The organism is Bacteroides timonensis, from assembly GCF_000513195.1.
In the GTDB taxonomy this organism is placed as follows: Bacteria; Bacteroidota; Bacteroidia; order Bacteroidales; family Bacteroidaceae; genus Bacteroides; species Bacteroides timonensis.
In genome coordinates this window covers 1-3,072 of the sequence record NZ_CBVI010000054.1, presented here as the reverse complement: position 1 = coordinate 3,072, position 3,072 = coordinate 1, and the positions used below count along the sequence as shown (strand labels likewise).

Genomic DNA, 3,072 nt, shown 5'->3' with positions numbered 1-3,072 from the left:
AAAACAGCCGGAACCACTCCTTGTATAGAGCAATCCCGGCTGCTGCCTAAAACAAATAACCGCCGTTACCTGTCACTTCATTTATCTTCTTTTAAATATTTTTCTTACGAACAATTGATGGTGCACCAAGCTCCTCCCTTTCCAGCACTTCCACCCACCCACTTTGTTCCAGTTCAAACAAAGCAGGATATACCCGCAACTTATCTGCACCGGAATACAGGATGATATCATCTACCGAAACTCCATTGGGAAAAGATATAATATAATCAACGATTTTCTGTGTATCAATAATTTTATAATTCACACTCATTGTCATTCTTCCATTTTACTTTTGATATACAACTTTTCCACAAATCGCATATCATGCGTCATCATAATCTTCACCAATTCAGCAAAAGATGTTTTTGTTGGATTCCAGCCTAATAAAGTCTTCGCTTTTGTTGGATCTCCCAATAACTGCTCTACCTCACAAGGACGAAAATATTTAGGATCAACTTCAACCAATACTCTACCTGTCCTCATATCAATCCCCTTTTCCTCTACTCCTTCATTTTCCCAACGAAGTTCAATACCAACTTCTCTAAAAGCCAATGTAGCAAACTCACGAACCGTATGCATCTCACCAGTAGCTATTACAAAATCTTCCGGAACTTCATGTTGAAGAATTAACCACATACATTCTACATAGTCTTTTGCATATCCCCAATCACGACGAGCATCTAAATTTCCCAAATATAACTTATCTTGCAAACCTTGGGCTATGCGTGAAGCTGCAATCGTAATCTTTCGTGTTACGAAAGTTTCCCCTCTTCTCTCACTCTCATGATTAAACAAAATACCATTTACAGCAAACATTCCATAACTCTCCCGATAATTCTTAGTTATCCAAAAACCATACTGTTTAGCCACGCCATACGGACTACGTGGATAAAAAGGGGTAGTTTCTTTTTGGGGTACTTCTTGTACTTTACCAAACAATTCTGAAGTGGAAGCTTGATAAATTCTCGTTTTATTTTCCAAACCCAGAATACGTACTGCCTCCAACATACGAAGCGTACCTACTGCATCTGCTTCCGCAGTATATTCAGGCACATCGAAACTTACCTTTACATGGCTTTGAGCAGCAAGATTATATATTTCGTCCGGTTGTACTAACTGAATAATCCGAATCAGCGAACTACTGTCGGTCATGTCTCCGTAATGGAGATTTATCAAACGGTTTTGTTTCATATCACGCACCCATTCATCCAAATAAAGATGCTCAATACGTGCTGTATTGAATGAAGAAGAACGGCGGAGAATACCATGAACCTCATATCCCTTCTCAACTAAGAATTCAGCAAGGAACGAACCATCTTGCCCAGTAATACCAGTAATTAATGCTTTTTTTCTCATGCAGTCTATACACTTTTTAAATTAAAATACAATTAGTTTGATTGTTTTACAGATTGGCAGTCTTTAGCCCTAACTTATACCGAAGCAAACTTACTACTTTTGGAAACAGACGATATATAGGATATGCCCATGATACCTGAATATCATTTTTACGAAAAGCTCGAATTATATTTCTATTTCCTCTTATAATATTGGCTATATTCCTCGTACTTTCTCCCCCCATGCGCATTTTCACCATATATCTATCCAAATATTTTGTTCTGATACGATTTTTCTCAATAAAACGCAACATAAGTTCAAAATCTGCCGACACATCAAACGATATATCAAACCCTCCATACTTTTCATAAACTTCCCGACGAACGTAAAAAGTTGGATGGGCAGGATGCCAACCTTTCTTAAAAGAAGAATAAGTACTACCCTTCCATGCACGAACTATACAATGCACGTCATCAGACTTAACAAAATATAAATTGCCAAAAAGCGCATCTGTATTTTCATCAAAAGCCAAAGCTATATCCCTCAAAACATTGGAATCATAAAATAAATCATCAGAATTTAAGATACCAATAACATCTCCTGTAGCCATCTTAATACCTTTATTCATAGCATCATAAAGTCCTTTATCGGGTTCTGACACCCATTTCATACGTCCATTAAAACTTGATTCAGCACTTTTTATAATAGCCGTAGTACCATCCTTTGAACAACCATCTACTATTATATACTCTATATCAGAGAAACCTTGCGACAACACACTTTCAATTGTATTGGAAAGTGTATTCTCACTATTATACGAAACAGTTATTATAGATATTTTCATCTCAATTTTTTGATAATAAAAAAGCATTTTTTAGCACGCCAGGTATTCTAGCTGCAAACAGTAAAAAGCTATATCTAAACGGATGTTTTAAATAGGTAATAATATATTCACTTATTAACCAAAATGAATCCGATACTATTTTTAATATTTTAATTCTTTTTCTTGATGCAGATCCCACACGTTCCCTTACATAATAAATAGCATCATCAGAAGAAAATTTTATACTTAAAAAATTATCTGTTATAGAAGTAATAAACAAAGCATCCTCACCATTTTTAAAACGGCAATCAAATCTATGATTAGAAATAATCTCTCTATGAATCATCTTTGCCCATGGAACAGATAAAAAAGCTCGACATTTAAAAAAAGAAGTATTATCATATTTTTGCTTACGACGTAATAATTTGCATATAAAGAAATTTTCTTTTCGTTCCAAGACAGATTTTTCAAAGCTATAAACATTACTCACCCCTACTATTTCTCTACTAGAGATTTCAAGCAAACTTTCCAAATATGTTGGAGAAATCATATCATCATCGTCAATAAAACAAATGAAGTTACCCTTAGAGTCTTCAATACCCTTATTTCTTGCATTAGAAACACCACTCTTTTCTTCATACAACAAACGAATAGTAGGATATGATGATATTAATCCCGTGATTTCAGAATGAAAAGGTTCTTTGGGACCATTGAGTACAATAATGACTTCAAATTTTTCCTTTTCCAAAGTCTGATTCATTACAGAAAACAAGCACTCCTTCAAATAATCTTTAGGACAATAAGAAGGTATAATTATAGAAACTTCTAGCACTGACAAAATAACAAATTATTAGTACAAGAGAAATGTTAGTACT

General features: G+C 34.6%; 4 protein-coding genes. All 4 read right to left on the bottom strand.

Annotated elements, in window-relative coordinates; translation table 11 throughout:
* Nucleotides 1-91: 91 nt before the first annotated feature.
* The 4 genes from BN161_RS11300 to BN161_RS11285 are packed head-to-tail and all read right to left on the bottom strand — an operon-like array spanning nt 92 to nt 3,029.
* Nucleotides 92-310, bottom strand: coding sequence for a hypothetical protein (locus BN161_RS11300; RefSeq protein ID WP_044266117.1), 219 nt, complete (start codon nt 308-310; stop codon nt 92-94).
* A 2-nt stretch (nt 311-312) separates the two neighbouring features.
* Nucleotides 313-1,395 carry a GDP-mannose 4,6-dehydratase gene (gene gmd, locus BN161_RS11295; protein ID WP_044266114.1) on the bottom strand — a complete coding sequence of 361 codons (1,083 nt, stop codon included), beginning with the start codon at nt 1,393-1,395 and terminating at the stop codon, nt 313-315.
* A gap of 46 nt (nt 1,396-1,441) precedes the next feature.
* Nucleotides 1,442-2,218, bottom strand: coding sequence for a glycosyltransferase family 2 protein (locus tag BN161_RS11290; RefSeq protein ID WP_044266121.1), 777 nt, complete (start codon nt 2,216-2,218; stop codon nt 1,442-1,444).
* Nucleotide 2,219: 1 nt separating this feature from the next.
* Nucleotides 2,220-3,029 (bottom strand): glycosyltransferase family 2 protein, encoded by an 810-nt coding sequence (locus BN161_RS11285; RefSeq protein ID WP_044266119.1) that lies wholly within the window; start codon nt 3,027-3,029, stop codon nt 2,220-2,222.
* Nucleotides 3,030-3,072: the final 43 nt, after the last annotated feature.